The organism is Marinococcus halophilus (genome assembly GCF_002265875.1).
Classification (GTDB): Bacteria; Bacillota; Bacilli; order Bacillales; family Marinococcaceae; genus Marinococcus; species Marinococcus halophilus.
Genome location: NZ_NPFA01000007.1, coordinates 64,916 through 88,712 on the forward strand (window position 1 = coordinate 64,916; position 23,797 = coordinate 88,712).

A 23,797-nucleotide genomic window follows, 5' to 3' on the forward strand; every position below is an offset into this window, starting at 1 on the left:
AAAGAAATTTCATCTTTTTCTGGCTTATGGGCTGGCTGTGATTACCGTCCATTGCTGCCGAATATAGTTTTATTCCAATTCTTTTTTAATAAATTTTTTACTGCTTAAAGGTTTACCCGGGGGAGGGAATGATCAAACCAGGCATGTTTTAATCGAAAGATTTCAAGGAGTGCCTGCAGAATATTCAACAGCAGGGTGCAGTACGGGACAAGTGCTAGAATGCTGCGATAAAAGCGCCCAGGAAGAGAGTCGCAGCCACAATAGCCAATATGGTGAAACACAAATATGTAAAAGAAATGGTTAAAGACCTTGGCCTGCTCGTATTAACAGCCACCTGGACCATGCCAACAGTAATCACAAATGTCCAGATGATTGAAAGCAGATCGAGCACGTTATAGGCATTTGAGAAAATCGATGGAATATGTCCAAGGGTAAGAAATAAAAACAAACCAATGAGCGCAAAGGGCAGCAAAAATAAAGTTGGAGTAATGGCTAGAATGTTGACCCAAAGAGCTTTTTGATATGAAAGGGAGTGATCATAAATACGTGTCGCGCCTTTCAGTATCAGGGGCAGAATAAAAAACACCGCGCCTCCGAGCAAAACCAAAAGCAGCAAAAACCAGAGGTTGTCAGGAATGACCGGCGATTGATTGGTGCCAAGAGAGATATAATTCGTAATAAATGTGTGGGCAATACTGGTGGCTAGAAGGAGCACGGCCACCAATACCAGTGAATAGCGGTTGCTTATTTGGGCGAATTGCTTCCGGGGCTGAAAAGGAAGCTGAAGGATGGATGTAAACATGCGAAGTCCTCCTGCGGTTTTTGTAATTTAGTTACATTTAAAACATTAATATACATATATTAAAGGAGCAACCTTTTATTTGGTAATTTGGATGTCATGACTGGATATATTTGTTAAAATGAAAGCTCCGAATTAGGTTTGAACTCTTATTTTTAGGTTGGGCGAATATTTACGAAGAAAGAGGGGTATGCATGGTGGCCGCGAAGGACAAAGGGGAGAAAAGTAGAGTGCTGAAGCCAGCAAGCCCCGGGGCCGAAGCAGCTCTTATCTACGGCATGCTTTTTGTCGCCACCATGCTGGCAATGGGAAAACCCCTTACGGCAGACAACCTTGCTTTGCCTGCTGTAGCGTTATTTTTAGTCGTAAATGGCTGCGATTATATTGAACGAAAAAGCAGGAAAAATTTTCAGCAGCTTATTGTCGCAGGATCGTTTCTTTTAGCCATGGCTTCTGCTCTGTGTATGGCGCTTTGGATTGTTTAACGATAACGACAAATGATAGTGATGGTGATATGAAAACGACTTTCGAGCGCCGTTTTTTAAGGATTATTGTTAACGCCAAATAACAGCCCTATGGTGATAGGCACTAGTATAATATAAACAATTATTATAAAAGGAACGAAAATTCCTATATATTTTTATATATACTTTAACACTTTGAGCATTTTCATCGTGACTGCTCCTTATAGTTAATTTTTACGAATTCTTTTTGCTGAAGACGGCATAAGCGGTTGCCATCGCAAGAAAGGAAACAACTGCATTGCTGGATACCTGGAGTAATGCCGGCAGATCGGGAAGCAGAACGTCCAAGAAAAACAAAATAATAATTGTTAGAGAGCCTGCTAATATCCCTGTTTTCCATGCGGTATTCATGTCTAATTCCTCCTTATTGGCAAATATTCAAATCTTATCAGCCAATATAACGCTGAAGCATCTGCACATCGTATATTAAAGCGAATATCAGAAGTGCAAGACTTCCAACACTAATGTAAAAGTTTTGAAGTTCTTTTTTGGCATGAAACCGGTACAGCAAATACAGCCACACGAAAAATGGGACTAGAGGAATGACCGCCATGCCAATGGTAATAAAAAATTGATTGCTGCTGAAAAGGCCAAGAGTAAACAGGGATACCAATCCCAGGCCGTACACCAAAAGCATGCCGGATAGCAGCAGCATGAAAAGATTCCATTTTTTCATTGAATAACCTCCAATATTTTTGACCCTGAAGCGAACAGCAGGTTTATCCCAAGGGCTGTGCATACCCATAAGGCCAGACGCAGATTCCAGCGTCCGAGGTGTAGATGGACTACATAGCTGAGCGTCCATATGGCGCTGAAGGAAAAGAAGAAAAGGAACGTTGAAGGATGAAGGGTAGCTGTAAAGCCAGTTCCAAATAAACCAAACCCAACTAACCCGCATACGAAAAAGAGCAGAACAAAATACAGTATATGTACAGCAGTACGCATAATTTCCCTCCTAAATGCGACGGTAGTAATTATTTCCATTTTTGAACATAAGAATCGAAAATACAAGGCTTTTAATGATCAAAGCCGTTGTTGTTTTTTGACTGAAGATATATTAAAGTAAAGCTATATTGCTATACAAGGTAGTGAAGTGTTACTTAGTTTAACCCGTTCTGGCGGTAATACGCACGGCGGATTTTTAATTAAATAACTAGCATGCATTGCAAGGCAGGTGGCCAGATGAATGAGCGAAGCCAGCTCTTAAAGGGCATTCTTGAAGGATGTATTTTAGCTGTAATCTCACGGGAAACCGTTTATGGTTATGAATTAGCTGTCAAGCTGCAGCAGCAGGGGATCGACGTTAAGGAAGGGTCCATTTATCCTCTGCTCCTGCGGCTGCAGAAGGAAAAGCTGATTCACGGGGAAATGAAGGCTTCAGGCAGCGGACCGAACCGGAAATACTATAAGCTGACCCCGGCGGGAGAGGCTTCGCTGAAGGCGTTCCGGGAGAACTGGAAGGCCCTGAAGCAGCCTGTTGATCAATTACTGGACGAGGAGGAGTCGTAGGTGAGTACGTTGGTGGAGGAAAACAACGAAAAGCGAAATCAATTAAATAAAGAAAATAAAAAGATATATGAAGATATGATGGTTTATATCCGCCTTTCATTTAATAAAAGTGAACAGGAGACCGAAGAGGTGCTATTGGAACTGTTAGATCATCTTCTTGTTCTGCAGGCAGAGGGGAGAGACAGTTTGGAGCTGTTTGGCTCCGACCCCAGGAAGTATGCAAAGGATATTGTCGGCGAGCTGCCTCAGACAGTGCCCAAAGAAATGATAAAGTTGTTTATAATGGGCATTTGTTATTTTTTAAGTGTATATATGCTGTCTACTGGATTGATACAAACAATTCTTTCGTATGGTTTTCAGCAGTTGGAGCCAATGAAATCGTACAGCCTGGGCACGACAGCAATAATTATTATCCTCGGGAGCTTCATGTTATCGGTCGTGGGATACAGTGTGTTTCGTTATATAAAGTGGTCTTGTTTCCGGGAGGTTTCGAAAATAAAGGAATTTCTGGTAACAGGTTTTATATTCGGTATCGTGCCGGGCACTGTATTTTTTGCAATGTATTACTGGTTGCCTGCATTCGGTCCAACCATCACTTTTCCCGTTTATTGGCTGGGAGTAGCTGGAGTGGTTTTTCTGTTGATAGGAGAACTGCTGAGAAGAAAAGCATAGAATTGAAAAGAGAAAATCGAGAAAATTAACGGATTAGTTCTTTCCATAATATAGCCAATATTTTATGCTAATCTTGCACCAATCCTAACTATAGCTGCGTATCGGTACCTGGATAACTCAAAACATATTGAAACATAACTATAATCGGCCCGCTGCTTCCCAAAAGCAGGGGCTTTTTTGATAGAAACCACTCATAACAAGTGAAAAGCCTAAGCACGAACGCTTAGGCCGGAATGTTTGGCTAAAAATACGGTTCTTCTTTTCGCTTTTTCTGTTCATCCAGGTAAACGAACATGGTGGATCCAATTAAAAGAGCTATTAAGATGAGAAACAGCCATGTTGGCATAACAAAAAGCTGCATTAACTGCATGATCATTAAAACAAGCACCAATGCACCAAAAATTTGATGCAAAAGCCTGAAAATTCTCAATGCGCCCCCTCCAATACTTATAAAATATTGCTAAAGATTGGCGATGTCTTGGCCTTTCATTTTTCTTTTCGATTATCGTTCCTGTTGTTAAACGCGATAAAAGTGCACCCCCAATAATGATATACGATAGCGACGGGGTTCCTGTGCCGCTTATTCCCAAAATAAAAAATGGTGAAGCAAGGGCGATAGCTAAAGGGCTGAGGTTGCAGAAAAAAGATTGAATGTCAGTAAGCATTTGCGGTTTTTCTCCTGTAAGCAAAATAATAGAAAGCAATTGCAGCTGTAAGCAGTATACTTAGATCAATAGTTAACGGCCAAAAAAGAAGATAAATAACGTCCGTGGCTGTGCTTATGATAATAAAAACGGCCATTACGGTGGGGAGAGAATTAATAATTGTAGATGCCATTTTCATAACACCTCCGGAAAACATACAAATTTCTATATTCCTTATTTTACCATAAATCTAATACGCTATTGATGGCACAGTGAATTTAAATAAATAGCGGAATGCTCTTTTATAAATTTGGATTTTATGGAAAAATAAAACTATTAACGTGATAGATTCGAGGTGGCATTTGGTGCATGATATTCTCTCGGCAGCGGTTGTCATCCTGCTGATTCTGTCTACAGCGTGCGCGTGGAGTGAGTTGCCGGACGAGGTGGCCGTCAACATGCTGCCTGGTGGAGAAGAAGCATATGGGAGCAGGATGCGTCTGTTAACGCCGGTGGCTGGGGCTGCTGCTTTGGCAGTGATGAACCCGCTTATACGGCAGCTGGCGCAACACGTGGCGCTGTTTGGAGAAGACGTTTCTTCCTCCGTTCAATCGATTCGGAAAGCCAAGCATTGGTGCAGCTGGATGGTGTTCGGCACGGTTCTTATTCTTTCAGGGGTCGCTGCTGGACGTTTGGTAGAAAGCCTTCATCCAGAATTTTCGTTCACTCCCATATTTATAAGTTTTCTTGTTCTGTTTTACGTTGGGGTGCTTACGGCGTTTTTTATCAGCGGTATTCAGCGGTTGAATATTTATCATAAGCAGTGACATAGTTCGCTAGCCGCCAGAGAGTGCAGATGATGTTAAGGTTAAGCGATTCTCCGGCGACAAAGCAGGCTGGTGGTAATTGGGGCGAACATTCCCGAGAGCTTAACAGGCAGGAATAATGAAGAAAGAGAATGCTGCCTAATAGCCGAAGCCCAGCCAGCCCCGCCTTCGCCACCTGTGGAGTCACCCTGCTTTAAGTATTATAAGCAACAAAAAAAGCAAGGCAAATTTATACTGCAGAAAGGATGGGAGGAAGCAGAGATCATGATTCAACCGGTATTTTTAATGCTGGCGGTGATCAATTGGCTTATTTCCTACGTAATCGGTGTGCGAAAAAAAGTGCATTTGCTCAGCGGTTTTCGGCAGGAAAAAGTGGTTGATAAAGGCAAGCTGGCGCGAATCGTTGGTATATACGCCTTTGCTGTTGGGACTCTGATGTTTTATATGAGCATACGCTGGGTGGAGGCGTCGGAAGAATTGATCACAATCGGGGCGTTTACAATGGCCATCGGCTATATTGTGCTTGCTATTTATGTTCAGCTGACAATGGTGGAGCGCTGATGTTTTTTATCAGTAAAAAAGGAGGAAGCTCCAGGCATTGCGAATGGTTACAATAAAGATTCATTGCTTAAATACTGTTCAAAATAAACAAAAGAATATAAGGGCTGCCGAGCAACAAAATCCCGAGAATTATTAAGTGCCTGCTTTTCAATGACAGAGCCAGGCCTATCTCAAATGCTCCGCATAAAAGCGTGATAAGAAGAGTCATTATAATGCCATATTCTTCAAGTAATATAAATATAAAAGATGAAAACCCGCCCAAAAGCAGCAGCCAGCATGTAATAGTAACAATTCGCGGCAGCAACGAAAGCCTCCTTTTCATTTTTGTTTTTGTGTATGCTTGATTCTTTTTTATTATAGAGGAAAAAAACCTTCTTTTTATCCTAAGAAATTGTTATCATTTTACCTGCTAGAACACTCACTTTAAAGGCGAGTCGTAATAAAATGAATGAATAAGGGAGGAAAATCGTTGCAAATCTTGTCTTTCCCAGACCTCTTTCTTATCGTTGCCATGGTTTTGCTGTCGGCAGCAAATGTGATGCTCTCTATGAGTATGTATGCTAATTTGTGGATTGCTGCTGTAATAGCAGTTGTCCAGGTTGCTATTGCTGGATGGCTGCTGGCGAGAGTTCTTTCAAGCAAAAATACATAAACAGCAGAGCGGCCGGGAAGTATCGAAAAATAAAGCCTGGAAGTAAAAAAGCCATTCTCTCCATACAGCAGGAGAAAATGGCTTCAACATATTTAGTCTGCTGACATTTTAAGCTTCGCTTCTCCGGCGCATGAATAATGCTGCGCCGCCAACTGCTAAAGCAGCAATACCAGCCCAAAGACCAGTCATGCCGTTGTCACTGGTACCGCCCATGCCGGTTTGCGGCATTTCCTCCGGCATCATGGCTGCCTCCTGGGCTTCTTCATCCAGCTGGCCGCGGATCTCGCCATCCGGATATTCCTCTGTATGAAGATTCGCATAAACATCACCTGCGACAAGGCTCATGGAGAATTCTTCCCAGGTCATGTCACCGACCAGGTCATCCTCGGTGAGCGTGCCGGTTGCGACTTCGCCGTCGTAATCCATTGGTTCATCGTTTTCGAATAAAAATAACTCGACAGGACCGTCTTCACTTTCGGCCCCGCTGTGCAGGTGTCCGGCAACGGCGTTATCCAGGTCCTCGGCGTGGACAGCATACATGATGGACTCCCCGTCTTCGCTTACTTCAAAGTGAGCTTCGCCCATAGCGTCGCTGTCGACGTCTTTGGTTTCGGCCTCAGGCGTTAAGTCCACCATGAATTCCAGTCCCTCGTGGTCGGCTGAAGCGGTGCCGGCAAAGCTGGTTACTGCAAATACGGATGCCAGTGGTACAATGACGCGTTTTTTCATATTCATTTCCCCCTTAATTATTAATGAAATGGAACGGTCGATCAGGTACCAGTCGCGCCCCCTTTAATGAGTGCAGATTAAATACAGGCACTCAATTAATAAGACTACGAAGGCGAAAAGAAAACGGATCACCAATTGATAGAATTTTTTTAAAATTATGTAAATAAGCATTTTCAGTACATCAAATAGTTCGGTATGAAGAGCGTTAAAATCGAAAAATGAAAGAGGGAGAATTTAAAGAGCTTTTATAAAATTTCGATTAATTGTGATCCAAAGCGATTTTCTTCTCGTTAGCCTGTATGAACACAAAACGAGGAGGGTTTTTCCATGATTGGTAAAAAATTTATTTTAGGTGCAACAGCGGCTACCCTGATGGTGCCGACAACCGCAATGGCAGCAGACAATGGCTCCAGCGAGCAGATGCCGATGGCCGATATGCAGGAGATGAAGGACATGTCCGCCGGAGACGTCCGGGCGTCGTTTGACCAACTGTTATCGGAGCACTTCGTTTTAGCCGTGCTGTCGATGCAGAAGCAGTATGACGATGCTCCGGATGCCGAGGAAGTTCAAATGAACCTGAACAAGAATGCCGATGACATGCAGATGGCGATTACATCTCTTTATGGTGAAGAAGCCGGCCAGCAGTTCGGCGACCTGTTCCGGGAGCATAACGAATACACTACGGATATTGTGGAAGCTACCAAAAATGATGACGAAGCCGGTCTGGAAGAAGCCGAAGCCGAAATTCAAACCTTCGCTGATGACTTAAGCACCCTGTTGTCCGACGCGACCGGTGGGGAGCTGCCGCAGGAAGCAGCCGAGGAAGCCCTGATCGCTCACGAAGATGACGTCCAGAGCGCCTTTGACAACTACGTGGCTGAGGATTATGAAGCCGCTTATACGGATTACCGGGAAGGCTATGCCCGCATGTTTGACATCGGCGAAACGGTCTCGGACGCGGTCGTAAAAGGCATGCCGGATCAGTTTGACCAGAACACGACCGATACCGCCGCAGATGATCTTCGTTCGAACCTGAACATGCTGGCTGGCGAACATTTCAGTCTGGCCGTCCTGGAAATGCAGAAGGGCGTGAACCAGCAGGACGATTATGACTTTGTTACGTGGGCCGAGGACGGTAACACGGAAGACTTCCGGGCGGCGATCACCTCCATCTACGGCGAGGAAGCCGGCGTGCAGTTCATGGATATCTGGCAGGGCGAGCATATTGATGCCCAGAGCGATATCGTAGCTGCTACACTGGAAGAAGACGATGAAGCGCGTCAGGCCGCTGAAGATGAATTAAAAATGTTCTCGGAAGACTTTGGTGCCTTCTTAGGCGGGGCGACGGAGGAAAACCTTCCGACTGAAGCTGCGCAGGATGCCGTATGGATGCATGAAAGCCAGGTGCTCGACACGTACGATAACTATATGAACGAAGACTATGAAGCCACCTACGATTCCTTCCGGGAAGGCTATGCCTTTATGTTTGGCATCGGCAAGAACCTCGGAGGCGCCATCTCCACGCAAATGCCGGAGCAGTTCGGAACGGACATGATGATGGAAGACGGCGAAATGATGCCGGCGGAAATGCCGCAAACCGGCATGGGCGGTACGGCGAATGGCAATAGTCCATGGGCCTGGGTATTCGCGTCTGTCGCGATGACGGCTCTTGCAGGAGCATTCATGTTCCGTAAAAACCTGGCCAAATAATCCCACGTAAATAGAAAGGAGAGGGGAACGGTGACCAAACGACGAATCAAATTCCTGATACTTGCTGCGATGATGTTTGTGGCCATTGGCCTGGGGGTTCAATACGCGCAGCAGGCCCTGTTCTCCTCTCCGGCGAAAACCACGGTATTATCCGAGGGAGAGGGCGTGTCGGATCCGGAAGAAAACGAAGAACCGGGGGAAAGCTCGTCCTCGCAGAAGGTGGAAGAGTTTGTTCAAGTGACAGATAACACCGAAGCGAATGAAAAAACAGAAGAAGCAGACGAAATGGAGCTGGCCGCTCCTTCGACGCTTTCGATTCCATCGATTGATGTGGAAGCCGACCTGGAAGGCGTGGGCGTACTGGATAACGGCCAGATGGGCGTACCGGATTCGGCGGAGGGTGTCGGCTGGTTTGAACCGGGCGTCACCCCGGGAGAACAAGGCAATGCAGTGATGGCCGGCCATGTGGACAGTAAAAGCGGCCCGGCAGTGTTTTTCGATCTGGAGGACATGAAAGCCGGAGACGATGTGAATGTCACGAATGAGGACGGCCAGGAGCTGACTTTTACGGTGACAAAAGTGGTGAGCTATCCACGGCAGGATGCACCGATTGAGAATATTTTTGGTGCCAGCGACGGCCGGCACCTGCAGCTGATTACGTGCACCGGCACCTTTAATCAGGAGCAGGGCACGCACGATGAACGGCTGGTCGTTTATACCGAGCTCACCGAGGAGAGCGAAGAAGCCCTGATGAACGATGGCGACGAAGCATCGGAACCGCCGCCGTCCCCTGACAATGTCTCTCTCCAGGGATCGCTTGTGAAATGGCATGCGGTGCGGGATGAGGACATTGCCGGTTACCGGGTATACCGCCAGGAAGAGGGCGGGGATGATTTCACCCGGGTGGCGAGCGTGGATGCCCATGAGCGCAAAAGCTACACGGAAACAGAGGAAGGAGCCTTCACGTACCATGTGACGGCTGTTGACACCGAAGGAGTGGAATCGAAGCCTTCGGAAGACGTATCTGTGGAAGAGTAGAGACAGAGAAAGAACTATAGATCAACGACAGGACGATGAACGTATAATGCGGCATCGTCTTTGTTGTTCCATCGTAGGGATAAAGGCATGAACAGGGGGAGGCGATGGCCATAAATGTAAGAAAGTGGGGGACGGAAGTAAATAAACAGGCAGAAAACAAAAAATACGCTGACGGCTCTGGAACGCACAGCGATAGCTTTTTACCTTCTGAGGAAAAACAAATCTGCTGTACGCCTCCTGCAGGGATGAAAGAACGAGTGCTTCAATACGTTTTTGGAGAAACAAGTCTTACGCAGGATTAACCCTGTCAGGCCTCTGTTTATGACAAAAATTTATATATGGAATAATAATCAATAAATTCAATAAATTGTAACAAACGGTGATCCATTTGCTGATCGATTTCGTTAACTGGGTGTAACAAACCATGAAGGGGGACTATCACATGAATATGAATATCAACTGGAAACGTACGGCGCTGGCACTGCCATTATCTGCAGCTGTCGTGATCCCGACAGCACCGGGAGTTGCATCCGCCGACAGTCATGAAGGCGAAAGTAATACGGAAATGTCCGAAGATATGATGGCCTCGGTATCGACGCCGGCGGGCGATCTTCGGGCCCAGCTGGATCATTATTTATCTGAGCATGCCTACCTTGCCGTGACCACGATGCAAAAAGGCGCAGATGGCGCAGAGGATTTTGAAGAATCTGCCGCCGCGCTGGAGGCTAATACAAAAGACCTTTCCAATACGATTGCGTCGGTTTACGGCGACGAAGCCGGGCAGCAGTTTGAGGATATGTGGAGCGAGCACATCAGCTATTTTGTCGACTATGTGGAAGCAACAGATGCTGGGGACGAAGCTGCCAAGCAGGAAGCACTCGACAACCTGAAGGATTACCGCGAGGAATTTTCGCAGTTCCTGGATGATGCGACAAATGGCGGTGTGGATGCTGAAGCTGCCTCCGAAGGGCTGGAAATGCACGTCAATCAGCTGATTGGCTCGTTTGACAGCTACGTGGCCGGAGACTATGAAGAAGCTTATTCGCTGGCCAGTGACGCGATGGAGCATATGTACGGGGTAAGTGAAAACCTGTCAGTCGCGATTGCGGATCAGTTTCCAGAAAAATATAACAACACCAATCCGGATACCCCGGCTGTCGATCTGCGCTCTGATATGAACTTCCTGTTCTCTGAGCACGCGGCCCTTGCGGTAACCGCGATGCAAAAAGGCGGTGCAGGCGCGGAGGATTTCGGAGCTGCAGCGGGCATCCTGAACCAGAATACCCAGGAGCTTTCGGACGAAATTGAGTCTGTGTACGGCGACGAAGCCGGGCAGCAGTTTGAAGACATGTGGAGCGAACACATCGGCTATTTCGTGGATTACGTGGAAGCGACCGGTGCAGAAGATGAAGCAGCCCAGCAGGAAGCATTGGATAACCTCGATAGCTATCGGATGGAATTCTCCAAATTTATGGAAGAAGCGACCGGCGGGGAGCTGCAATCCGATGCCCTGGCAGAAGGTCTGCAAATGCATGTGAACCAATTGATTGGTGCCTTTGACAGCTATACCATGGAAGAGTATGACATGGCCTATGAAGATGTACGCGAAGCCTATGGTCATATGTTTGGTGTAGGGGAAGGCGTTTCGGGAGCTATTGTGGCCCAGTATCCAGAGCAGTTTGAAGGTGACATGATGCCCGAAGAAATGCCGAAAACCGGCATGGGCGGCACAGCACAGAATGTTAGTCCATGGGGCATCGCTGCCGGAAGCATGGCGCTTGTGATGGCAGGTATTGTACTCATGAAGCGCCGCAGAGAAGCCTAGGAACGTGTTGAAAATAAAATAATAGGCATACTGGAAAAAGAGCCGGCGTTTATTCATAAAACGCCGGCTCTTTTCGTGCGGCCAGACCAGGGCCCTGTATTAGATTGCAACGTCTCTCTGGGTAAAGCTGATAAAAGCTGTTACTGCAAATAACAGGGTGTAGCAGCTTAAGACCGTAATTGAAAACCACGGGCCGACATCAATGAGCTGTCGGACGTTATCGCTGATAAATACTGTGAGGTCATTGTTGGCAAACAGGCTGTAGGACGCGAGAGGTTCATTGAGCTGCGCCAGCAAAGCGGTGGCGGTGGTGCCGAAAAACATGCTGAACACGCTGAGGCCGATAGCCATGGCGTTGCTGCGAAACAGGGAGGCAATCATCACAGCAAAAAGCGTCATAACGGCTGTTTGAACAAAACCAAGGCCAAACATGCTGAGCATATGAACCGCTATGCTTCGTTCCAGCAAATCTTCGCTGCTGTAAAGATAAGGGGCGTCGAGCGGAGAAAATCCAAACACCAGGCCTCCTGTAATGTATACGAGAGCGAGAGTGAACATAGTGAGAAGCGCTGCAAACGTCATCCCGGAAAGGTATTTGCCCAAGAGCAGCTTCCATCTCGCGACCGGCCGGATAAACAACAGCTTTACCGAGCCCGACTGGAATTCGCCGGCGACCAGCGTTGATGTGACGATAATGGAAAACAGGGTAATAAACGAAATCATTAACGTCATTTCGTCCATATAGTTCCACTGGCCGTAGGCAGCAATAGGAGGGATATTTTCCTGCAGCCGGTATTCATATTCAGCGGCAAGCTCCGGTGTTAAAGAGGCGGCTGTCTGCTCTCCGCCTTCCTCATACTGGGCAAGCGCCTGTTCATAATCGGCACGCCACTGCGATTCTTCTTCCACTCCGTTCCATTTCCCAAGCAGCGCAGCTCCAACGATCATTGCCGTTACTAGACCGGCGATGAGCCAGGTGCTCGTTTTATGCATCCATTTCATATTTTCATTTTTCCAGATAGCCGTAAGCATACTCAAGCACCCCCGTTGGTTACTTTTAAAAACTGGTCTTCGAGCGAATGGTGGTGAGCGGAGACTTCGTATATACGGATGCCATGCTCGACCAGTGTAGCGATGCATTGGGGCACATCGTCAGGCGAAAGAGACACCCGGACAGAGGAAGCGTCCATCACTGCCGTCTGCTCCTGTGTAAATGGTTTTAACGCCGTGGAAGCCTCGAGGGGCTGGTCGGTGACAATGGTGACAGCCTGCTTTTGACGGTCTCCCTGCACAAAGGACTGGACCGACTGCACATCCACCAGACGTCCCTGATGAATGATACCGATACGGTCGCACATCTGCTCCATATCTGAGAGCTGATGGCTGGAGATGAACACCGCCATTTGCTCCTGTTCTGCGAGCTGGCGCAGGTAATGCCGGAGCTCCCGGATGCCTGCAGGGTCCAGGCCGTTGGTCGGTTCATCCAGTATTAACAGCTTTGGCTGGTGGAGCAGGGCCTGCGCAAGTCCCAGGCGCTGCTTCATGCCTAGGGAATAGGTCTTCAATTTTTGTTTCAGGGCGTGGGAAATGCCCGTTCGTTCGGCTGCATCCCAGATGCTGTTTTCTGAAACGCTCCCGGCAAGCCGGGCGTAATGCTTCAGGTTCTGTTCGCCGGTTAAGTAATCATACATTTCAGGATTTTCGATAATGCCTCCGACGCGAGAAATAGCGGTTAAAAAGTTGGTTTGTACATTCTCGCCGGCGATATAAACATTTCCGCCGGTGGCTTTTACGAGCCCGAGAATCATGCGGATGGTGGTCGTTTTACCAGCGCCATTCGGGCCGATAAAACCGAATACTTCTCCGGCATGAACCTGTAAATGAAGAGGATGGACGATGGTGGTTTTCCGGATGGACTTTGTGAGGCCTTCAAGCTCCAGGACCGCATGCTGTGTCATCAGTAAACATTCCTTTCCCTGGCATAGATGTGCTCCATCCAGCCTGCTGTATCAACTCCGAATTGTTCGCGGATCGCTTCGCTGTCCTCCATATCCAGAACGTGCTGCTGCCGGAGGACGAGCACCCGGTCGAGCAGAGGGTCCATTTCACTGACTTCATGCGTACTGATCAAAACACCCTGGGCTTCGACATCCACAAACGAGACGAGACTCTGAATGATGGAACGCCGTACGATGGGGTCCAGTCCGGATAACGGTTCGTCGAGCAGAAGCAGCTCGGCTTCCCGGGCCAGCGTGACAACAATTTTTACCCGGCCGCGGTTGCCTTTGGAGAGCGTTTTGATCCTTTGGGCAGGATCCAGATTCATGAAGTCCAGCATGTCATAGGCGCGCTGTTTGTTGAAATCAGGAAACTGGGAGGCCTGATAATTAATCAATTCGTCGATGCGGAAAAAAGCATATATGTGGTCGTTTTCTGATAGATAGGCGATTCGGGAGCTGTCCTTCCGGGAGACCGGCGCTCCTTTGTAGGTGACCTCCCCTTTATCCGGTCGCAGCAGCCCGCCGGCAAGCTTAAGAAGGGTGGACTTGCCGCTGCCGTTTTCGCCGACGACCCCTGTCACTCCTTTGGCAGGGATTTCGATCGTCACGTTTTCGAGAGCGGTATGGTTTAAAAATTTCTTCGTTACCCCGTCAAAGGTTATCATGGTCATCATCCTTTCGGTAGGTATCAATGCCCTGGCGGATTTCTGCTTTGCTCATGCCGAGGCTTTCCATTTCGTTCATAAATTCCTTAATCCGCTGATGCATCAGCTGCTGTTTTAGCTGCTGAATGGTTGCTTCGTTTTCGGTCACAAAGGTTCCCTGTCCTCGTTTCATTTCCAACACTCCTGTCCGTTCTAATTCACTGTATGTCCGGGAGACGGTATTCGGATTGACGCCAAAATCGACAGCCAGTGCCCGGACGGAAGGAAGCTTCGTCCCCGGCGGCCATTCGCCCCGAATGATATTGCCATGAATCGTATCAATGATTTGCTGATAAATGGGCCTGGAGTTATCAAATGTGTAAGCCATGAGCTTATACCTCCGCTTTCTTATCAATCAACTGAGCAGACAGGATAAAGAGAATAGTACCAATTACGGCATGAAAAACAATGACGCCGGCATATAGATTGAGGTTAAAAAATTCTACATTTACCAGTCCGGTGAGCGAAAACTGGCCCCAGCTGGTAATCGCCTGATACACATCACCAAGCCCTAAATTGGCAAGAATGCTCAGAAGAACAACAGCGGCAATCGCCAGCACGATTTGAAGCCCTTTGCCCAGGGTGTGCCGATATGCAAAGTCAAACGCGTAAATAAACAGCAGATAGACACTGAAATAAAGAGAAACGAGAAGCACAAAAACAGCACAGAGCAAGCATAAAGCGAGCAGCTGCATCCATGTTACCCCCTCCTCGAGCAGTCCGAAAAAGGGAGGGAGCCCCGGTGTCATCCAGGAGGCAAGAAGCAGCAGAAGGCCGTTAATAAAAAGCGAAATCGAAGCGCAGGTGAGCCCGCTTGCATATTTGGCGCTGAGCATTTTAGCCAGCGGCTGCGGCTGATACAGCCATAGGTGCATCTGGCGGCGTTCGAGCTCCAGGCTGACAATCATGTAGATCGGAAGATAAACAAAATGTGCAAAAATACCAGCGCTGAGAGAACCGAGCACCACGCTTCCCACCCTCTGGGCGGGATTGTTCGCATTGACGGAGAGAAAATTTCCGCTGTTCATGACCACGGCGAAAATAACGACAAAGAATATCAGCGCGAGGCACCAATAAAAAACGGACCGCGTCAGCGCAAACTCTTTTTTCCATAATTGTAACCAGCTTGTCATAAAGTACAGCTCCTTTGTATTAGTGTATTAATTAAATAGTACACTGGTACAAAAGAAACGTCAACAACATTTATGACGGATTAAAATCATTTGAATAAAGTTCATTTCTAACGATTTACCCGAAATGGGGAAGGGAACAGGAAAAGGTCAGCAAAACTAACCGATGGAGGGGTTGGATGAAAAGTACAAAGTCCGTTCTTTATTTGTATGGAATATTTTTATTTATTACATGGAATCTGGTGCTCTTATTGGACCAGAGCCACTACGACGCAACCTATAGGATAGAAGGTATTCTATTTATGAGCGCGGTCGTGGCAATGCTTTTTATATGTAATTTCTTTTATCACCGGAAGCGGACGGAAGAATAGCAGCGAAGCATGGCCAAGCGGTGGTCCCCCCGAAGGAGGCAGGGGGCCATTTTTTTGATATATCAGGGAAACGGCCAGGGGAGGAGGTGTGCGAGAATAAATAAACTATTAAGTAAAACCGGGGTTGCTAAATACTTAGGAAAGCCTTATCATAAAAACCAATAATTAATTTGTTTACACTACAAATTAATTATTTGGGCAAGTGATTAATCCAAAGAGGGTGAACATATGTTGACGAAAAAAGACCAGTTTTATTTATCAGCTCAGAAGAATAACGTGCTGGTTTTTGAATCGGGTATGCAGGAAATGTACTTTTGTGTTTATGTACTCGAAGAAAAATTATTCCGCATCACGCTGACGAAGGAACGCCCGGAAATGGATATACATACGTGGGCGGTAGCCCCCGGGGACACGGAAGTGCCGTTTGAAGGACTGAACCGGAATCATCTGACCGATCTTTTTTCGCTGCCGGCTTATGAAGCATCAGAAACGCCGGAGGATGTCATGGTGGAAACCGCATCGCTCAAGCTGAACATCAACATGGCCAAGCTCCACTGCAGCTGGTATGACAAAACAGGCGGCGCGGACGTGTTAATTGCTGAAGACCGCAGCACCCAGGCCTACGCGTTCCAGATTGCAGAAAACGCGCCAACGGCCCACTATTTAAAGCGAAACGACACGGACCGTTTTTACGGCTTCGGGGAAAAAACGGGCAAGGTTAACAAACACGGCGACCGCTTCCGGATGCTCAATATTGATGCGATGGGCTATGACGCGGAAAAAACCGATCCACTCTACAAGCATATTCCGTACTATATTACGTACTCCCCGGAAACCAATGCGGCTTACGGACTGTATTACGATGACTATAATGAATGCGCTTTCGACATGGGGCGGGAAAAGGACAACTACCACGGGAAATACCGGTACTTTCAAAGTAATTCGCCGTTTTTGGACTTTTATTTTATTCTTGGCCCGACGGTTGCCGAGGTTACCCGCCGGTTTTCGTGGATGACCGGGCGCCCGGCGCTGATGCCAAAATGGAGCATCGGCTACTCCGGGTCGACGATGACCTACACGGATGAAGAAAAATCGCAGGAGCGGCTGATGAACTTTGTGGCAGATACCGAAAAGTATGATATCCCGTGCGAGTCCTTTCATTTGTCCTCCGGGTATACCTCGATCAACCATAAACGCTACGTCTTTAACTGGAACTACGATAAGTTCCCGGATCCGGTAAAGTTTACTGGGGATTTTCATGCAAGCGGTATTAAAATTATCGCCAACATTAAGCCGAGCCTGCTGATAGATCACCCGAAGCATGAGGAGGTACTGGATAACGATCTTATTCTTCTGGATAAAAACGGCCGGCCGCTCCTGCAGCAGTTCTGGGATGACATGGGCGTGTACCTGGATTTCACCAACGAAGAGACAATTGACTGGTGGAAGAAAAACGTGAAAACGGAGCTGCTTGCAAACGGCATCGACGCCACCTGGAATGACAACAATGAATTCGAAATCTGGGATCCGGAGGCGGACGTTCATTTGTTCGGCCGCGGCGGCAAATTCCAGGATTACCGGGCGATTTTTCCGATGCTGATGACCAAGAGTTCCCTGGAAGCACAGCTTGAATTCAATGAAGAAAAACGGCCGTATTTGATCAGCCGGGCAGGGAGCGCGGGACTCAGCAGGTACGCCCAGACGTGGACCGGGGACAACTACTCCAACTGGGAAACGCTCCAGTACAACATTAAAATGGCGATCGGCTTAAGCCTTTCCGGCATCTACAATTTCGGGCATGACACGGGCGGCTTTTCCGGCAACGCACCGGAGCCGGAGCTGTTTCTGCGCTGGATTCAGAGCAACATCTACTACCCGCGGTTTACGATTCATTCCTGGAACGACGATCAGACAGTCAACGAACCGTGGATGTACCCGGAAATTGTAGGTAAGGTATCGGAGACGATTCACTGGCACCAGCAGCTGTCCGGCTATATTTTCTCACTGCTGCACAAGTCGTCAGCTGACTACGAGCCCGTGATCAAGCCGACCTTCTTCGACTTTGGCGAGGACGCAGCGACGCACGCTGAAAACGACGAATTCATGCTCGGCGAAGAGCTGCTCGTCTGCACGATCGTGCGTCCGGGTGAGCGTGAGCGCACCGTGTACCTGCCTGAACATCCGCACGGCTGGTACGACATGTATACCGAACAGTGGTACGAGGGGGGACGTAAGGTGACAGTTCCTGCTCCGCTTGAGTATACGCCGGTCATGGTAAAGGGCGGCAGTCTGCTGCCGGTGGAAAACAAATCCGAAGGCCGGATCGACATGTACGCGTACCCGGGTCAAAACGGTGCACGGACATCGTTTACGTATTACGACGACAACGACAGGCAGCACGATTCTGAAGTGCTTTCTATTACGTGTGCGATGACAGCCGATGAAAGCGGCATCTATATTGAAGTCCATCAGGAGGGTGCGTACGACAACGGTCTTACATCGATGCAGCTCCAGTTGCCGAAGGATGAAAGCAGACAGGTCTTTATCAACGGAGAGGCAGGTGCGTGGTTTTCGTGGAAGTGAGTGTACTGAAAGCTAATTAAAGGAGGGAACCACAGTGAAAAAATGGATCAGCCTTGTCACGATTATAGCTCTGATTGCTTTAACGGGCTGCCAGAGTGCAAGCGGCGAAGAAGAAAAGACCTTTACGCTCGCACACAACCAGCCGACGGATCACCCGGTGCACCAGTCGCTTGAACGATTTGCTGAGCTCGTGGAGGAAAAATCAGATGGAGCCATGTGCATTAAGATTTACCCGAACGGCGAGCTTGGAAGCGAGCGCGAAGTGATTGAAGGAACCCAGACCGGCGCCGTTGATTTCAGTAAGGTGAGCGGGAGTGCCCTGGAAAGCTTTGAGCCGGCCTATTCTGTTTTCAGCCTGCCGTATTTGTTTGAAAGCCAGGAAAGCTTTAAGCGTGTCATGAATAACGAGGACGTGACGGACGACATCTATATGGAATCCGCAGATAAAGGATTCCGCGGCCTGACGTATTACGACGCTGGGGTCCGCAATGTTTACACGAAAAGCAGAATGATCGAAACAAGTGAAGACATGAGCGGCTTAAAAACGAGAGTACAGCCGAGCCAGACGAGCGTGCAGATGATCGAAGCGATGGGGGGCACACCGACGCCGATGAGCTATGGTGAAGTGTATACTGCGCTGCAGTCGGGCGTTATCGACGCCGCCGAAAACAACGCCACGGCGCTTACGAACAGTAACCACGGGGAAGTGGCGAAAAACTATTTCTACACCGAGCATGCCATTGTTCCCGACATGCTGATCGCCAATGAAAATATCATGGAAAGCCTGTCCGACAGTGAACGGCAAATCATCGAAGAAGCTGCCGAAGAATCGACCAGCTATCACGAGGATCTGTGGAACGAGACGGTGAACGAAGCCAAGGCGACAGCCAAAGAGGAAATGAACGTGGAATTTTATGAAGTGGACAAGCAGTCGTTTATTGATGCAGTGCAGCCGCTGCATGAAGAGTTCCAAAACGACCCGGACACCTCTGATATTTACAACAAAATAAAGGAGGCCGAGTAGGATGCAAAAGGTCAAAATGATTCTCGACCGTGCGCTATTAATTGTTAATTCCGTATTAATTACCTGCATGGCCCTGCTTTCGATCTGGCAGGTGTTTACCCGGTACGTTCTGGATGCGCCGAGTACCACAAGTGAAGAAATTATCCGCTTTATGCTCATCTGGTTCACGCTGCTTACAGCCGCCTACGTCTTCGGACAGAAAAAGCATATCGCCATTGTGTTTCTGATTGAAAAGTTCCGGGAACGCTCGCAGCGCTTCATCGGGCTTGCCATTAACATTTTATGGGTGTTTTTAGGAATAGTACCAATGATTATCGGCGGCATCATTCTGCTGTCGTATACATACTCGGAAACGGCCCCGGCAACGGGCATGTCCATGCTGTTTGTCTACAGCGCTGTGCCGGCCTCAGGTGTATGTATCGTGCTGTATGCCGTAATTGATATGGTTCGGGGCAGCAGCCGGATCGGCACTGCCGGTGAGGGGGAAAAAGGATGACAGTTACAGCAGGAATTTTATTATTCGCATTGCTTGGCATACTGCTCGTGTTCGGGGTGCCGATTGCACTCGCCATACTGCTGAGTGCGATGGTTACCATTTCACTTGTGATTCCGTTTGATGTAAGCATCATTATTACCGCGCAGCGGCTTGCGACTGGCGTGGACAATTTCACGATTCTGGCGATTCCGCTGTTTGTGCTTGCAGGTATTATTATGAACAACGGCGGTATTGCCTTCCGGCTTATTAACCTGGCAAAAATTATTGTCGGCAGACTGCCGGGTTCTCTTGCACATACAAACGTCGTCGGCAACATGCTGTTCGGCTCCATTTCGGGGTCGAGTGTTGCAGCGGCTGCTGCGATGGGCAAAATCATGACTCCGATGGAAATGAGACAGAAATACTCTCTCAGCTACTCGGCCGCTACCAATATCGCGTCGGCGCCGGCAGGACTTCTAATTCCGCCAAGCTCCATGCTGATTGTGTATTCCCTTGTCAGCGGCGGCACCTCGATTGCAGCGCTGTTTATGGCGGGATACATTCCGGGGATTTTGTGGGGCCTTTCCGTGATGGCCGTTGCTTACGTGTATGCCAGAAAGCATAAATATCCGGTGTCCGAGAAGGTCAGCTGGAAGGATAAACTGTTTATCGTATTTGATGCGATTCCTAGTCTGCTTTTAATCATTATCGTTATCGGCGGGATCGTCGCCGGCATTTTTACCGCTACGGAAGGCGCAGCGGTTGCCGTCATTTATGCGCTTTTGCTGTCACTGATCTACAGACAGCTGAAAAAAGAGGAATTTAAAAACATTTTCAAGGAAACCATCGAAATCACGGGCATGATTCTGCTTTTGATTACAGCATCCTCGCTGTTTTCCCTCGTGATGAGCTATACCGAAATTCCGGCAGGTATCAGCAATGCGCTTCTTTCGATCAGCGCGAACACGATCGTGATTCTGCTGCTTATCAACCTGATCCTGCTTGTAATGGGGACCTTTATGGACATTACGCCGGCCGTGCTCATTTTCACGCCGATCTTTTTCCCGGTGGTGACCGAGCTTGGCATCGATCCTGTTCACTTTGGCATTATTATTGCCTTCAACCTTTGTATCGGAAATATCACACCTCCGGTCGGAAGCGTGCTGTTTGTCGGTACAAGTGTAGCCAATGCAAGACTCGAAAGCGTGATCAAAACGCTGGTGCCGTATTTCATTGTTTTAATTGTCATGGTGCTTGCCATTACCTTTATTCCTCAGCTCAGCCTGTTCCTTCCACAGCTGTTTGATCTGATGTAGCTGCGGATTACTGCGAGGAGGGGAAGGAGGCGGAGTGGTCCACATGATGAACGCCGAGAAACTTTTTGAATGCAAGTGCCGCGGCTCCGAGGGCGCAGGCGTCTTCGTTCAGGCCCGAGATTTTCAGCTCATCGTAGTTGTTAAACTTGGACTGCAGCGACGCCTCGACCCGGTCCAAAAGCTCCGGCATGGAGGCAAACAGCGGACTGTTAATGATGATGCGCTCTGGATTAAAAATGTTAATCACATTATTCACCCCAATCGACAGGTAGAAAATGTATTCGGCAATCTCCTGCTCAGCATCTGTCGTTTCAAGGTGTTTACTTACCTGCTCCTGAGTATGGAACTCGTCGCCGCTTTCGTGAAGCAGCTTAAAAAATGCTTTATTGGAGGCATAGAGCTCCCAGCAGCCGTGGTTGCCGCACGGACAGGGCTTGCCGTCCGGCTCAATGATCATATGGCCGATTTCACCGGCAAATCCCTGATAGCCGCGGTAAATGACCGAATCCTTCACCATGCCGAGCCCAATGCCCGAGTATAGAGTCAGGCAGAACAGGTCGGAGCCATGCTTTGCGTAAACGTGTTCGGCATACACTGACAGGTTGGCGCTGTTATCCACATGCACGGGAGCATCAAACGCTTGTTCGAGACGGGTCTTTACATCCAGGTCGACCCATTGTTGTTTCGGGGTATACACGATCTGGCTGTCGTTGTTTACGATCCCATGAATACCGACCCCGATGCCGGCTAGAGGCGGGATGGAGGAGCCGTTCTGGAAGACGCCGATTTCTGTCTGCAGCTGTTGAATTAACTCGTCAAGCATGCTTTCAAAATGGTACGTATCCAGATGCAACTGCTTTTGATGAAGGCGGCGGCCCTTCAGGTCACAAAAAATAATATTTGTGCTGAGTTCATCAATATCAATGCCGACCGTAAAGCCGGCGTTTTCATTCATTTCAATAATAATTGGCTTCCTACCCGGAGTATCGAGCGCCTCGGTCCTCGTTTCAATTACGAGTCCCTGCTCAAGCAGGTCATTCACCTGCGTGGAAATGGTCGCTTTATTTAAGCCGGTAATTCTCGCCAGCTCGCTCCGGGAAAGGGAAGCGTTTTTCACAATTTCCTCGAGAATCACCCGACGGTTTAAGTTTCGTATATAGTTCCAGTCACCTTTATGCAAGGAGGATCCCTCTTTCTACCTGTATTGCGTATGTTAGTAATATGAATGCTGCTGTGTTAAAAGTATAAATTTAATAGTTTGCATAGTAAACAAATTAATTAGGAGATGACAACATGACTGCGTTTATTCACGAGGATTTTCTGCTTCAGTCGCAAGTAGCGCGCACGCTGTATCATGATTATGCGAAGCATCTGCCGCTCATCGACTATCACAATCACCTGCCGCCAAGCGAAATTTTAAACGACAAAAACTTTGATAACCTGGCCCAGATCTGGCTGAGCGGCGATCACTACAAGTGGAGAGCCATGCGGGCAAACGGAATCGCAGAAGAATACATTACGGGAAACCAAAGCGACTACGAAAAGTTTCTGGCATGGGCGGAAACGGTGCCGAACACCATCGGGAATCCGCTCTATCACTGGACGCACCTGGAGCTGTCGTCGTACTTTGGCATCGATACGCTGTTAAACAGAGACACGGCAGAAGCCATCTGGAAGGAAACCCGGGAAAAGCTGCAGTCCCCGGAGTTTTCCACCCAGTCGCTGCTCAAGAAAGACAGCGTCGTGTTTCTGGGAACGACCGATGACCCGGCAGACGCGTTAACAACCCACGAGCAGCTGGGGCAAAGCAATCTGCCGTTTGACGTGTCACCCTCCTACCGGCCGGACCAGGCGCTGCATCTGGAAAAGGACAGCTTCTCCGGCTGGGTCAGGCAGCTGGCAGAGCTGACAGGACGGAGCATTTCCTCCTATGGGGAGCTTTTAGCGGCATTGGATGAACGAATCGAGGCGTTTGATGCGCTCGGCACCCGCAGCTCCGATCATGGCATGACAGACATGGTGTATGAACCAGCCAGTGAAGCGGAAGCTGCGGCCGTTTTCCAAAAACGAATGAGCGGAGAAACGGTTACGGCGGAGGAAGCAGCCAAATACAAAACGTATACACTGCTGCACCTGGCCGAAAGGTACGCAGCAAAGAACTGGGTGATGCAGCTGCACCTGCATCCGCTCCGCAACACAAATACCGCGATGTTTCAGAGGCTTGGCGGAGACTCGGGATTTGATGCGATCCACGACCAGCTGCCCGCCCGTCCGCTTGCTGCGTTTCTCGATCAGCTTGAACAACATGGTGCGCTCCCAAAAACGGTGCTGTACAGCGTAAATCCCAACAACAACAATACGCTCGCGGCTATTGCCGGAAGCTTCCAAAGCAGCGAAATTCCCGGTAAGGTACAGGTAGGCACCGCCTGGTGGTTCAATGACCACATTGACGGAATGGAAAGCCAGATGAAATCTCTGGCCAGTATTGGCCTGATCAGCAATTTCATCGGGATGCTGACTGATTCGAGAAGCTTTTTATCATTTTCACGGCATGAATATTTCCGGCGCATCCTCTGCAACCTGATTGGCACATGGGTGGAGGAAGGAAAAGCGCCAAACGACTTGAAGCTGTTAAGTACGTACGTCGAAAATATCTGCTATTACAACGCGAAAAAATATTTTTCAATTTAAAGGAGGACTAGTC

General features: G+C 48.4%; 28 protein-coding genes. 16 read left to right on the forward strand and 12 right to left on the reverse strand.

What is annotated here, in order from left to right:
* Positions 1-214: 214 nt before the first annotated feature.
* The gene (locus tag CHL76_RS08680) at positions 215-802 is read right to left on the reverse strand and encodes a YIP1 family protein (RefSeq protein ID WP_079476335.1); all 588 of its coding nucleotides are present in this window, start codon (positions 800-802) and stop codon (positions 215-217) included.
* Between the two features lie 191 nt (positions 803-993).
* On the opposite strand from CHL76_RS08680, the gene CHL76_RS08685 reads away from it, so the two are divergent.
* Positions 994-1,284, forward strand: a complete 291-nt coding sequence (locus CHL76_RS08685) for a hypothetical protein (RefSeq protein WP_079476336.1) — start codon at positions 994-996, stop codon at positions 1,282-1,284.
* A 213-nt stretch (positions 1,285-1,497) separates the two neighbouring features.
* Here CHL76_RS08685 and CHL76_RS17020 read toward each other — a convergent pair whose 3' ends face one another.
* From CHL76_RS17020 to CHL76_RS08695, 3 genes are read right to left on the reverse strand one after another with little or no spacing between them, the layout of a single operon-like run.
* A complete protein-coding gene (locus tag CHL76_RS17020) occupies positions 1,498-1,674 on the reverse strand; it encodes a hypothetical protein (RefSeq protein ID WP_158219126.1) in 177 nt (58 codons plus the stop codon).
* 37 nt (positions 1,675-1,711) lie between these two features.
* Positions 1,712-1,999 carry a hypothetical protein gene (locus CHL76_RS08690; protein WP_079476337.1) on the reverse strand — a complete coding sequence of 96 codons (288 nt, stop codon included), beginning with the start codon at positions 1,997-1,999 and terminating at the stop codon, positions 1,712-1,714.
* Positions 1,996-2,268: a hypothetical protein gene (locus CHL76_RS08695; protein ID WP_079476338.1), complete on the reverse strand. Its 273-nt coding sequence runs from the start codon at positions 2,266-2,268 to the stop codon at positions 1,996-1,998. The genes CHL76_RS08690 and CHL76_RS08695 overlap by 4 nt, the downstream gene beginning before the upstream one ends.
* 237 nt (positions 2,269-2,505) lie before the next feature.
* On the opposite strand from CHL76_RS08695, the gene CHL76_RS08700 reads away from it, so the two are divergent.
* Together CHL76_RS08700 and CHL76_RS08705 are read left to right on the forward strand one after the other, a co-directional pair.
* A complete protein-coding gene (locus CHL76_RS08700; protein ID WP_079476339.1) occupies positions 2,506-2,832 on the forward strand; it encodes a PadR family transcriptional regulator in 327 nt (108 codons plus the stop codon).
* Positions 2,833-3,504: a hypothetical protein gene (locus CHL76_RS08705; protein WP_079476340.1), complete on the forward strand. Its 672-nt coding sequence runs from the start codon at positions 2,833-2,835 to the stop codon at positions 3,502-3,504.
* A gap of 275 nt (positions 3,505-3,779) precedes the next feature.
* Here CHL76_RS08705 and CHL76_RS16830 read toward each other — a convergent pair whose 3' ends face one another.
* Positions 3,780-4,169 (reverse strand): hypothetical protein, encoded by a 390-nt coding sequence (locus CHL76_RS16830; RefSeq protein ID WP_143747453.1) that lies wholly within the window; start codon positions 4,167-4,169, stop codon positions 3,780-3,782.
* A 344-nt stretch (positions 4,170-4,513) separates the two neighbouring features.
* Between CHL76_RS16830 and CHL76_RS08720 the strand changes: the two genes are divergently transcribed.
* The 3 genes from CHL76_RS08720 (at position 4,514) to CHL76_RS08735 (ending at position 6,188) form a co-directional block, all read left to right on the forward strand.
* A complete protein-coding gene (locus CHL76_RS08720) occupies positions 4,514-4,975 on the forward strand; it encodes a hypothetical protein (RefSeq protein WP_079476344.1) in 462 nt (153 codons plus the stop codon).
* Between the two features lie 264 nt (positions 4,976-5,239).
* Positions 5,240-5,536 (forward strand): DUF3784 domain-containing protein, encoded by a 297-nt coding sequence (locus CHL76_RS08725; protein WP_079476345.1) that lies wholly within the window; start codon positions 5,240-5,242, stop codon positions 5,534-5,536.
* Between the two features lie 469 nt (positions 5,537-6,005).
* Positions 6,006-6,188 (forward strand): hypothetical protein, encoded by a 183-nt coding sequence (locus CHL76_RS08735; RefSeq protein ID WP_079476347.1) that lies wholly within the window; start codon positions 6,006-6,008, stop codon positions 6,186-6,188.
* A gap of 108 nt (positions 6,189-6,296) precedes the next feature.
* Here the strand turns inward: CHL76_RS08735 and CHL76_RS08740 are convergent, their stop codons facing one another.
* Positions 6,297-6,917 (reverse strand): CHRD domain-containing protein, encoded by a 621-nt coding sequence (locus CHL76_RS08740; protein WP_094908344.1) that lies wholly within the window; start codon positions 6,915-6,917, stop codon positions 6,297-6,299.
* 327 nt (positions 6,918-7,244) lie between these two features.
* Here CHL76_RS08740 and CHL76_RS08745 point away from each other — a divergent pair, with 327 nt between their 5' ends.
* The 4 genes from CHL76_RS08745 to CHL76_RS08760 all read left to right on the forward strand — a co-directional run bounded on the left by CHL76_RS08745 (position 7,245) and on the right by CHL76_RS08760 (position 11,490).
* Positions 7,245-8,627 (forward strand): copper amine oxidase, encoded by a 1,383-nt coding sequence (locus CHL76_RS08745; RefSeq protein ID WP_094908345.1) that lies wholly within the window; start codon positions 7,245-7,247, stop codon positions 8,625-8,627.
* Positions 8,628-8,657: 30 nt separating this feature from the next.
* Positions 8,658-9,665, forward strand: coding sequence for a class F sortase (locus CHL76_RS08750; protein WP_094908346.1), 1,008 nt, complete (start codon positions 8,658-8,660; stop codon positions 9,663-9,665).
* A gap of 104 nt (positions 9,666-9,769) precedes the next feature.
* Positions 9,770-9,967, forward strand: a complete 198-nt coding sequence (locus tag CHL76_RS08755; RefSeq protein WP_094908347.1) for a hypothetical protein — start codon at positions 9,770-9,772, stop codon at positions 9,965-9,967.
* 152 nt (positions 9,968-10,119) lie between these two features.
* Positions 10,120-11,490 (forward strand): LPXTG cell wall anchor domain-containing protein, encoded by a 1,371-nt coding sequence (locus tag CHL76_RS08760; RefSeq protein ID WP_094908427.1) that lies wholly within the window; start codon positions 10,120-10,122, stop codon positions 11,488-11,490.
* A gap of 99 nt (positions 11,491-11,589) precedes the next feature.
* Here the strand turns inward: CHL76_RS08760 and CHL76_RS08765 are convergent, their stop codons facing one another.
* From CHL76_RS08765 to CHL76_RS08785, 5 genes are read right to left on the reverse strand one after another with little or no spacing between them, the layout of a single operon-like run.
* The gene (locus CHL76_RS08765; protein WP_158219127.1) at positions 11,590-12,522 is read right to left on the reverse strand and encodes an ABC transporter permease; all 933 of its coding nucleotides are present in this window, start codon (positions 12,520-12,522) and stop codon (positions 11,590-11,592) included.
* 2 nt (positions 12,523-12,524) lie between these two features.
* Entirely contained in the window at positions 12,525-13,448 is a 924-nt protein-coding gene (locus tag CHL76_RS08770; RefSeq protein WP_094908349.1) for an ABC transporter ATP-binding protein, read from the reverse strand.
* Complete coding sequence (locus CHL76_RS08775) at positions 13,448-14,161, reverse strand: ATP-binding cassette domain-containing protein (RefSeq protein ID WP_233133301.1); 714 nt, start codon at positions 14,159-14,161, stop codon at positions 13,448-13,450. Before CHL76_RS08775 ends, CHL76_RS08770 begins: the two co-directional genes overlap by 1 nt.
* Positions 14,142-14,522: a GntR family transcriptional regulator gene (locus tag CHL76_RS08780; RefSeq protein WP_094908351.1), complete on the reverse strand. Its 381-nt coding sequence runs from the start codon at positions 14,520-14,522 to the stop codon at positions 14,142-14,144. The genes CHL76_RS08775 and CHL76_RS08780 overlap by 20 nt, the downstream gene beginning before the upstream one ends.
* Before the next feature lie 4 nt (positions 14,523-14,526).
* On the reverse strand, positions 14,527-15,327 hold the full coding sequence (locus tag CHL76_RS08785) for a hypothetical protein (RefSeq protein WP_094908352.1): 801 nt from the start codon (positions 15,325-15,327) through the stop codon (positions 14,527-14,529).
* 176 nt (positions 15,328-15,503) lie between these two features.
* Here CHL76_RS08785 and CHL76_RS08790 point away from each other — a divergent pair, with 176 nt between their 5' ends.
* From CHL76_RS08790 to CHL76_RS08810, 5 genes are all read left to right on the forward strand, one after another.
* On the forward strand, positions 15,504-15,695 hold the full coding sequence (locus tag CHL76_RS08790) for a hypothetical protein (RefSeq protein WP_094908353.1): 192 nt from the start codon (positions 15,504-15,506) through the stop codon (positions 15,693-15,695).
* Positions 15,696-15,923: 228 nt separating this feature from the next.
* Positions 15,924-18,278: a glycoside hydrolase family 31 protein gene (locus CHL76_RS08795; protein ID WP_094908354.1), complete on the forward strand. Its 2,355-nt coding sequence runs from the start codon at positions 15,924-15,926 to the stop codon at positions 18,276-18,278.
* A gap of 34 nt (positions 18,279-18,312) precedes the next feature.
* Positions 18,313-19,302, forward strand: coding sequence for a TRAP transporter substrate-binding protein (locus tag CHL76_RS08800; RefSeq protein WP_094908355.1), 990 nt, complete (start codon positions 18,313-18,315; stop codon positions 19,300-19,302).
* Between the two features lies 1 nt (position 19,303).
* Complete coding sequence (locus CHL76_RS08805) at positions 19,304-19,798, forward strand: TRAP transporter small permease (RefSeq protein WP_094908356.1); 495 nt, start codon at positions 19,304-19,306, stop codon at positions 19,796-19,798.
* Positions 19,795-21,093, forward strand: a complete 1,299-nt coding sequence (locus CHL76_RS08810) for a TRAP transporter large permease (RefSeq protein ID WP_094908357.1) — start codon at positions 19,795-19,797, stop codon at positions 21,091-21,093. The genes CHL76_RS08805 and CHL76_RS08810 overlap by 4 nt, the downstream gene beginning before the upstream one ends.
* Positions 21,094-21,100: 7 nt before the next feature.
* Here CHL76_RS08810 and CHL76_RS08815 read toward each other — a convergent pair whose 3' ends face one another.
* Positions 21,101-22,273, reverse strand: coding sequence for an ROK family transcriptional regulator (locus CHL76_RS08815; RefSeq protein ID WP_094908358.1), 1,173 nt, complete (start codon positions 22,271-22,273; stop codon positions 21,101-21,103).
* A 113-nt stretch (positions 22,274-22,386) separates the two neighbouring features.
* Between CHL76_RS08815 and uxaC the strand changes: the two genes are divergently transcribed.
* Positions 22,387-23,784 (forward strand): glucuronate isomerase, encoded by a 1,398-nt coding sequence (gene uxaC / locus CHL76_RS08820; RefSeq protein ID WP_094908359.1) that lies wholly within the window; start codon positions 22,387-22,389, stop codon positions 23,782-23,784.
* The last annotated feature ends 13 nt before the right edge of the window (positions 23,785-23,797 follow it).

Coding starts and splice junctions, on each gene's coding strand:
- CHL76_RS08680 (WP_079476335.1), bottom strand. CDS start 802: ATGTTTACATCCATCCTTCAGCTTCCTTTTCAGCCCCGGAAGCAATTC.
- CHL76_RS08685 (WP_079476336.1), top strand. CDS start 994: ATGGTGGCCGCGAAGGACAAAGGGGAGAAAAGTAGAGTGCTGAAGCCA.
- CHL76_RS17020 (WP_158219126.1), bottom strand. CDS start 1,674: ATGAATACCGCATGGAAAACAGGGATATTAGCAGGCTCTCTAACAATT.
- CHL76_RS08690 (WP_079476337.1), bottom strand. CDS start 1,999: ATGAAAAAATGGAATCTTTTCATGCTGCTGCTATCCGGCATGCTTTTG.
- CHL76_RS08695 (WP_079476338.1), bottom strand. CDS start 2,268: ATGCGTACTGCTGTACATATACTGTATTTTGTTCTGCTCTTTTTCGTA.
- CHL76_RS08700 (WP_079476339.1), top strand. CDS start 2,506: ATGAATGAGCGAAGCCAGCTCTTAAAGGGCATTCTTGAAGGATGTATT.
- CHL76_RS16830 (WP_143747453.1), bottom strand. CDS start 4,169: ATGCTTACTGACATTCAATCTTTTTTCTGCAACCTCAGCCCTTTAGCT.
- CHL76_RS08725 (WP_079476345.1), top strand. CDS start 5,240: ATGATTCAACCGGTATTTTTAATGCTGGCGGTGATCAATTGGCTTATT.
- CHL76_RS08740 (WP_094908344.1), bottom strand. CDS start 6,917: ATGAAAAAACGCGTCATTGTACCACTGGCATCCGTATTTGCAGTAACC.
- CHL76_RS08745 (WP_094908345.1), top strand. CDS start 7,245: ATGATTGGTAAAAAATTTATTTTAGGTGCAACAGCGGCTACCCTGATG.
- CHL76_RS08755 (WP_094908347.1), top strand. CDS start 9,770: ATGGCCATAAATGTAAGAAAGTGGGGGACGGAAGTAAATAAACAGGCA.
- CHL76_RS08765 (WP_158219127.1), bottom strand. CDS start 12,522: ATGCTTACGGCTATCTGGAAAAATGAAAATATGAAATGGATGCATAAA.
- CHL76_RS08770 (WP_094908349.1), bottom strand. CDS start 13,448: ATGACACAGCATGCGGTCCTGGAGCTTGAAGGCCTCACAAAGTCCATC.
- CHL76_RS08775 (WP_233133301.1), bottom strand. CDS start 14,161: ATGACCATGATAACCTTTGACGGGGTAACGAAGAAATTTTTAAACCAT.
- CHL76_RS08780 (WP_094908351.1), bottom strand. CDS start 14,522: ATGGCTTACACATTTGATAACTCCAGGCCCATTTATCAGCAAATCATT.
- CHL76_RS08785 (WP_094908352.1), bottom strand. CDS start 15,327: ATGACAAGCTGGTTACAATTATGGAAAAAAGAGTTTGCGCTGACGCGG.
- CHL76_RS08790 (WP_094908353.1), top strand. CDS start 15,504: ATGAAAAGTACAAAGTCCGTTCTTTATTTGTATGGAATATTTTTATTT.
- CHL76_RS08795 (WP_094908354.1), top strand. CDS start 15,924: ATGTTGACGAAAAAAGACCAGTTTTATTTATCAGCTCAGAAGAATAAC.
- CHL76_RS08805 (WP_094908356.1), top strand. CDS start 19,304: ATGCAAAAGGTCAAAATGATTCTCGACCGTGCGCTATTAATTGTTAAT.
- CHL76_RS08810 (WP_094908357.1), top strand. CDS start 19,795: ATGACAGTTACAGCAGGAATTTTATTATTCGCATTGCTTGGCATACTG.
- uxaC (WP_094908359.1), top strand. CDS start 22,387: ATGACTGCGTTTATTCACGAGGATTTTCTGCTTCAGTCGCAAGTAGCG.